This is a genomic window from Bacillus salipaludis, from assembly GCF_004358205.1.
The window spans coordinates 1-7,146 of the sequence record NZ_SMYO01000052.1; the positions used below are offsets into that span (position 1 = coordinate 1).

The window sequence follows — 7,146 nt, forward strand, 5'->3', positions numbered from 1 at the left end:
CTGAATCTAAGAAAAGAGATTAGCTACAGTCTGTAAACGATAACTAGGAGGAGCCGTGTGCATTAATAGTGCAAGCACGGTTCTGTGAGGGGGAGGAGTACAATCTACCGGAAGGTAGAAAGGCTCCCTTCTACTCGACTAGTTGAAGAAGAAGTGCGAAAAATTAAAACTATTAGCACCAAAAAAAGACATAGTTTTCATAGTTGTACCTATATTATTTTTATTACTAAGTTATCGGTCTTTTTTTATTTACAATAACTTTACAATAAACTACTTGAATCAAGAAAATAAGTGATTTATTATATAAGCGATTAATTATATGTTAACTGAATTTGCAAGTTGTTATTTGTTTATATGTAAAAAGAGGGGGTGCAATAATGTTAAAATCCACAATCGAAATTGAACAAGCTGCTAATGTTTTTAAACTATTAGGCGATAAAACGCGATTAACCATTGTCGGAATTTTAAAACAACGTGAATGTTGTGTTTGTGAATTTCTTGAAATCTTTAATACGAGCCAGCCATCCATCAGCCAACACCTTCGTAAATTAAAAGATGCAGGACTCCTTAAAGAAGAACGAAGAGGTCAATGGGTTTATTATTCTTTGAATCACCAAAGTGAGTTTTATGACCTTATAGATGAAATTTTAAAGCATGTGCCTAGTCAAGCTGAGAAAATCAAACAAATTGAAAAAAGCAATCCTGCGCTTAGCTGTGGTTGTTAAGTAATTGAATCATCAAGGGGATCAGAACAGAATGAAAAAAAAGTTAATCAGCGAATTTTTAGGAACCTATTTTTTGGTTTTTGCTGGAACGGGCGCCGTTGTAATCGATGACATTACCAAGAGTTTAACCCATGTAGGTGTAGCCCTTACATTCGGACTTGTCGTAATGGCATTAATTTTTGCGTTTGGTCACCTGTCAGGGGCACACTTTAATCCAGCGGTTACGATTGGATTTTTAATTCATGGGGATATAAATAAAAGGGAAGCAATTAATTATATTATCGTTCAAATCATTGCAGGGATTGCTGCGAGCGCTACGCTGTTAGGTTTATTTGGTAATGTCGCATCACTCGGCACCACTTTACCAAGGGGTTCATGGGGACAGTCATTTATATTGGAATTTATCCTTACATTTTTCTTGATGATGGTTATTTTCGGTTCTGCCGTTCACGGGAAAGCGGTCAAATCATTCGCTGGGATTGCTATTGGCGCAACAGTCGGGTTAGAAGCCATGTTTGCGGGTCCGATTTGCGGTGCATCTATGAACCCTGCAAGATCGATTGGTCCTGCAATTGTATCAGGGGCAACTCAACATTTATGGGTATATATTGTCGCAACGATTTTAGGAGCAAGTATCGCGGCATTCATTTATAAACAACTACACGAACAATAAAGGAGAATCCATCATGAATAAAAAAACAATCTATTTTCTTTGTACAGGCAACTCATGCAGAAGCCAAATGGCAGAAGGATGGGCAAAAAAGCATTTAGGTGATGAATGGGATATAAGAAGTGCTGGTCTAGAAGCACACGGATTGAACCCAAATGCCGTAAAAGCAATGAAAGAAGCAGGAATTGATATTTCTAGTCAAACCTTTGATGTGATCGACCCTGAAATTCTAAACAATGCGGATTTAGTGGTTACATTATGTGGGCATGCAGCAGATCACTGTCCAGTATCCCCTCCTCATGTAAAAAAAGTTCACTGGGGATTTGATGACCCTGCAAAAGCAGAAGGTACCGAAGAAGAAAAATGGGCATTCTTCCAGCGTGTCCGTGATGAAATTGGAGATCGTATTAAACATTTCACTGAAACTGGAGAATAATATTCATCATCAGCAAGGAAATTTGTTAACAACAGGAGGAAATGAACATGAGAATCACCGACGAAGCTCGTGATAAATTTAAAAAAATGTTCGAAGAACAGAACGCCAATAACATTCGAATCTTTTTTGACGGCTTTGGCTGAGGACAGCCAAGGATTGGACTGGCTCTGGCTGAGCCAGAAGTAGACGATATTATCGTCACGATAAATGATATAAAGGTAGCAATCGAACCGATTATTGAACCAAACACGGAAGACCTTATTCTTGACCGTAGAGGAAATGGACAAGGTATCTCGATGATAGGCAATACAGGAAGATGCTGCTAGAAAAACCTTGATATTAGGTTGCTTTATAATGATTGTAAAAAGGGTCTAATTATCTGAGACCCTTTTTTATAGATACTAACTATTTAAGAACAACAGCTGTTAATATTTGCGTTTTGGGTTGTCGTGGAACAGCACTCGACCTCTTTTGTTTTAGGCTTCTCTGGGACACAACAAGAAGAAGCATTTTCACTGCTAGCAGCAACATCTGCTTTTGTATAGAAGAACTCCCACTCATTACCATCAGGGTCATGAATCCAGAATTTATCTTGGAGAGCGTAACAACATGTTGTGTTTATTTCGTCATATTGAGAGAGAATACCGTTCTCTTCAAGTCGATTCTTGTGTGTAATAACTTCGTCTGTACTTTCAACTTGAAAACCAAAATGTCCAACTTGATTTCCTTTTACTTCGTCTCGAAGATTAAGTGTAAAGTTTAATCCTGGTGTTTCAAGAAGGAACTTTGCATAATCAGGCTTTACTTTAACTGGTTCAGCTCCAAATAATTTGCTATAAAACTCAATGGATTTTTCTAGATTTGTTACGTTGAGACCAACATGAGCGTATTTCATTTCAGTTTCCCCCTAATATCAATTTATTTTGATTTATAAAACGCAAAATTTGATGAAATAGCTGGGACTACATGATAGTTCACCTCCTTTGAAATTATTTGCAATTTGCAAGTATTGGTTTTAATAAAATGAGCAAGAGTTTATTCCTGCTCATAATAATGGTTTGCAACAAACGGATGATTTTGACATTGCATCGTTTAAAAGTTTTACTGATTTAATAACCATATCTCGTTCAAACTCACTCATATTTGAAAACACTTCGTTAAGATATTGGTTCATTTCTGCATCGATTTTAGCAGCAACATACTTTCCTTGGGTAGTTAAGCTTAGTTGTGAAACCCGTCTATCTTCAGGAAGAGGAGATTTCAATACCAGTTCCATCTTTACTAATGTTTGTATTTGCCTACTAAAGGTGGTTATATCCATCCCAAGAGAATCAGCAACCTGTTGAATCGATGGTTTATTTTTACGAAGTAGTTCATATAGGATATGGCTTTGAACTAGAGATATTTCAGTTCCTCCAACTTGACAGCAATTTTTATTCAAAAGCCCGAATCGCCTTGTCATAACTTGAAATAATTCTCTAAGGTCTTCCATAATTTTCACCTCTGATTTATTTATATTATAATTATTTGCAATTTGCAACCTTTATTCTTTAAAAATGGAAAAGTTTTTATATAATGGTTATAAGGCGAATAAAACCAGGGGGTAAATATGAAAACAGAATTAAAAACAAGACTGGCTTCTGTTAACGACTTAGCATCAATTTTATACATCTATAACCAAGGGATTGAAGATAAGATTGCAACATTGGAAGAAGATAAAAAAGATATTGAATATATGAATGAATGGTTCAAGAATCATAATGACCGTTTCGCTGTAATTGTTGTTGAAAAAAATAATGAAATAATTGGATGGGCATCATTAAATCCCTATTCGAATCGATGTGCCTATGCAGGAGTAGCCGATTTATCGATATATATCAAACGGGAATATCGAGGAAAAGGGATTGGCTCGTTGTTACTCAAGAAAATTGAACAGACTGCAATAAAAAATAACTTTAATAAGATTGTTTTATTTACATTTCCTTTTAATCAACTTGGGCAAGGGCTATATAGGAAGAATGGGTTCAGAGAAGTTGGAGTATTTAAGAATCAGGGAAAATTAAATGGTCGCCTTGTAGATGTAATGATAATGGAAAAGGTTTTTGAAATGTCCTCAATATAATAAGTAATTTCTTAAAAACTGTTTCATTTAAAATAAGGATGTTGTTAATCTACCTTGAAAGTAGTTTAACCGACGATTTACACCTAAATATATGAATGAAATTAAATCAGCTATTACAGTAAATTAATAAACTAGTGATTGTTGAGCAGTCATCTTTTCGTATCCCTAACGAGATTGTGAAAAATTACACTTAAACTAACGGGTGCTAGAGTTAAACAAGGTGTTGCGGCGGCAGCATCTTTTTGCTTGTTCCACTAAAGGGGCAGGTAAATAATATACCTTCCAATTGTTTAATTGTGTACCTGCTCATGTTATAATGAGGAACTTAGGATAATTAAGACTTTTACTCATAGTTGAACGGATGCCAAAAAAAGCCTCCGACTAGCGATAGAAAATGGGGATGTAAGAGAATGAATAAACGATGGACGATTGGGAAAATTAAAGAATTTGTTGAGAACAATTCGGAAAGTAAGTTGCTAACGACGGAATACCACGGTTTTTCTCAAAAGTTACTGTTTAAATGTGCATGTGGTAGCAACTTTGAAAAAACATTTACGAAATTTAAAAATAATAACCAACGTAAATGTGACGTGTGCCAACCGCCAAAAGCGTCACGCTAAACGTATATAACGGGTGCGTTGATCCAATTAGGATTAACGCACTTTTTATTGAACTTCTTATCGAACAAACGGGGCAGGTTAGCCAAGAAGTTATGTTTTAATAAATAAATACTTTATAATCAGGTTATCTAAGTTATGAATAGGGATGATTTTTATGATGACCGTACAAGACTTATTTCAACTTCCCATTATAAAGAATTTTTCAGTTGTAGCAGGCAACAATGGCTTACATAAAAAAATCATAAATGTAGGAATTTTGGATTATGAATTTTCTGAGGGTGTTCAACTAGTGAGAGAAGAAACTTTTAATCCTCATAGCCTTGTACTCAGCAGCTTATTATTTGCTAACCAAAAACCTGAACTATTAATCGAGACAATTAACGAGCTCATTAAGTTAAAGGTAAGTGCCTTAGCCTATAAAGCGGTTATTTTCAAGGATTTACCTGATGAGGTCCTACATTTCGCAAATGAGCAAGATTTTCCGATTTTACGTTTTGGTGGAGATGAATATTTTGAGGATGTCATTTTCGAAGTGAAGAATTCTATTAAAAACAGGGAAAATGACCTCTTTCTACAAAATATCATGCGATGTTTGATCAAAAATGAGATAACCACTCCACAACTACAGTCCTTCTTAAAACAGATAAATAAACCGTTTGAGAAATATGTATTTACCGCCAATATTCGAATGATGCAATCCGAAACCCTTCAATGGATGGACTCCTTTCTTCAATTCCAGTCATTTTTGAAATCAGGTGTCGTCTGCCCCTATAAAAATAGTATTTTTATACTGTTGACCGACAAATCCGAGCGGCTCCATTTCACAAAAATACTAAAGGAATGGATGGACTTATATGGAATTCCTACCGATGGGCTGACAATTGGTTATGGTAAAGTTCACCAGACACATACAGAACTGCATCTTGCCGTCAGAGAAGCTTATTATGCACGGATTATGGCTGACATTGAAACGAATTCTGTTTGTAATTATGCAGATCTGGCATCAGAACGGCTTCTAATAGAGCTCTATAGAAAGGATGCACAATTCACAAGCCGCTATTTGAAAGAATACTTGGGACCACTTCTTTCTGAAAAAACAGATAAGGATTTACTACAGACCGCAATTACATTTGTGCTAAAGCAAGGCAATGTGAAAGAAATAGCGGAGGCACATTATTGTCATCCCAATACCATCCGTTATCGCATGACGAAAATACGTCAATTAATAGAGCCTTTTGATAACGAGTTTGTTTTTTATGAAAATCTATCCGCTGCAGTAAAATTGTACTTACTACATAAAACAATCGAAGGAACTCTTTTGGAATGATTACAAAAATAAGCTTGAAATTTTAGAATCAATATCAAATTATTGTTTTTTCTCTTGTGGTATTCTTGGTTTTAGTCAAGGAGGAGAAGAGATGAAACAAAATATAGGTGATGGAATGCTGTTGGTTACAGCGATTATTTGGGGAAGCGGATTTGTTGTAACCGATATAGCATTGCAATATTTAACCCCATATCAGGTAATGGCAGGAAGGTTTATTTTAGCTACATTTTTACTTATAATTCTATTTGGATTCAAACTCAAAACACTCAACAAATCCCTTGTGTGGAAAGGTGCCATACTTGGCATGTTTTTATTTCTGGGCTTCGTTTTACAAACAGTCGGTTTGCAATATACGACACCTTCTAAGAATGCATTTTTAACTGCGGTCAATGTTGTGATTGTACCTATCATTGCTTACTTGCTGTATAAGCGACGAATTGATCGGTATGAAATAGTCGGCTCAGTCATTGCCATTGTAGGGATTGGCTTGTTATCCATTCAAAGTTCTATCACCGTAAATATAGGTGATGTATTATCGCTTGCGTGTGCAGTAGCTTTTGCTTTCGATATTTTTTATACAAATCGATTTGTGAAAAAAGAAGATCCTATATCACTGACCCTTGTACAATTCATAACGGCTTCTCTATTAAGTGTAGTTGCTGTCCTAATTAAAGGAGATATACCCACATCTTTGGAAAGTGAAGGAGTTTATTCGATTTTGTATTTAGCAGTCTTTTCAACGACGATTGCCTATCTTTTTCAAAATAAAGCACATCAATTAACCTCCGTTACAAAAGCAGCCATTATTTTATCAACAGAATCTTTTTTTGGGATGTTGTTTTCCGTTTTATTTTTACACGAAGTATTGACCAGTCGTATGGTTATGGGAGCGGTATTAATTGTGATCGCAATCTTTATTGCTGAGCTGAAGCCATCTTTCAATAAAAAACAATCTCTAAAAAACGTCCATGAGAGCAATAAATTATATTAAGCGTCTCGTAAGTAACCCTTCATTTAATTCTTACCTGAGCACATTGTGAAACATTGTACTTAAACGAAAGGGTGCTGAGTTGAACAGTGGGATTGCTGCGGCGATTCCATTTTCTTATGTGCGCCCGGCATGGGCGATAACTTGGTGGTGAAAGTCCACTACAGGCTTGGCAGTAGGAACTGTTAGCCAATAGCAAGGGTGTCCACCGTGAGGTGGAATCTGAAGGAAGCTGGAGGCAAATTCTCGAACTGACGA

9 protein-coding genes are annotated in these 7,146 nt (G+C 36.0%); 7 read left to right on the forward strand and 2 right to left on the reverse strand.

Annotated features, from left to right (window positions below; genetic code table 11):
- The first annotated feature begins 377 nt into the window (after positions 1 to 377).
- Genes E2K98_RS29530 through arsC form a run of 3 tightly spaced genes read left to right on the forward strand, consistent with a single transcriptional unit; the run spans position 378 to position 1,831 of the window.
- On the forward strand, positions 378 to 725 hold the full coding sequence (locus tag E2K98_RS29530; RefSeq protein WP_133340477.1) for an ArsR/SmtB family transcription factor: 348 nt from the start codon (positions 378 to 380) through the stop codon (positions 723 to 725).
- A 31-nt stretch (positions 726 to 756) separates the two neighbouring features.
- A complete protein-coding gene (locus E2K98_RS29535; RefSeq protein WP_133340479.1) occupies positions 757 to 1,398 on the forward strand; it encodes an MIP/aquaporin family protein in 642 nt (213 codons plus the stop codon).
- A 13-nt stretch (positions 1,399 to 1,411) separates the two neighbouring features.
- Positions 1,412 to 1,831, forward strand: a complete 420-nt coding sequence (arsC, locus tag E2K98_RS29540; RefSeq protein WP_133340481.1) for an arsenate reductase (thioredoxin) — start codon at positions 1,412 to 1,414, stop codon at positions 1,829 to 1,831.
- A gap of 409 nt (positions 1,832 to 2,240) precedes the next feature.
- Here the strand turns inward: arsC and E2K98_RS29545 are convergent, their stop codons facing one another.
- Both E2K98_RS29545 and E2K98_RS29550 read right to left on the reverse strand, forming a co-directional pair.
- A complete protein-coding gene (locus E2K98_RS29545) occupies positions 2,241 to 2,726 on the reverse strand; it encodes an ArsI/CadI family heavy metal resistance metalloenzyme (protein WP_133340483.1) in 486 nt (161 codons plus the stop codon).
- A gap of 150 nt (positions 2,727 to 2,876) precedes the next feature.
- Positions 2,877 to 3,323 carry a MarR family winged helix-turn-helix transcriptional regulator gene (locus E2K98_RS29550; RefSeq protein ID WP_133340485.1) on the reverse strand — a complete coding sequence of 149 codons (447 nt, stop codon included), beginning with the start codon at positions 3,321 to 3,323 and terminating at the stop codon, positions 2,877 to 2,879.
- A gap of 117 nt (positions 3,324 to 3,440) precedes the next feature.
- Here E2K98_RS29550 and E2K98_RS29555 point away from each other — a divergent pair, with 117 nt between their 5' ends.
- The 4 genes from E2K98_RS29555 to E2K98_RS29570 all read left to right on the forward strand — a co-directional run bounded on the left by E2K98_RS29555 (position 3,441) and on the right by E2K98_RS29570 (position 6,891).
- Entirely contained in the window at positions 3,441 to 3,953 is a 513-nt protein-coding gene (locus tag E2K98_RS29555) for an arsinothricin resistance N-acetyltransferase ArsN1 family A (RefSeq protein WP_133340487.1), read from the forward strand.
- Positions 3,954 to 4,363: 410 nt separating this feature from the next.
- Entirely contained in the window at positions 4,364 to 4,573 is a 210-nt protein-coding gene (locus E2K98_RS29560) for a hypothetical protein (RefSeq protein ID WP_028395991.1), read from the forward strand.
- A gap of 154 nt (positions 4,574 to 4,727) precedes the next feature.
- Positions 4,728 to 5,900 carry a PucR family transcriptional regulator gene (locus E2K98_RS29565; RefSeq protein ID WP_235824977.1) on the forward strand — a complete coding sequence of 391 codons (1,173 nt, stop codon included), beginning with the start codon at positions 4,728 to 4,730 and terminating at the stop codon, positions 5,898 to 5,900.
- Between the two features lie 91 nt (positions 5,901 to 5,991).
- Positions 5,992 to 6,891, forward strand: a complete 900-nt coding sequence (locus E2K98_RS29570) for a DMT family transporter (RefSeq protein WP_133340489.1) — start codon at positions 5,992 to 5,994, stop codon at positions 6,889 to 6,891.
- Positions 6,892 to 7,146: the final 255 nt, after the last annotated feature.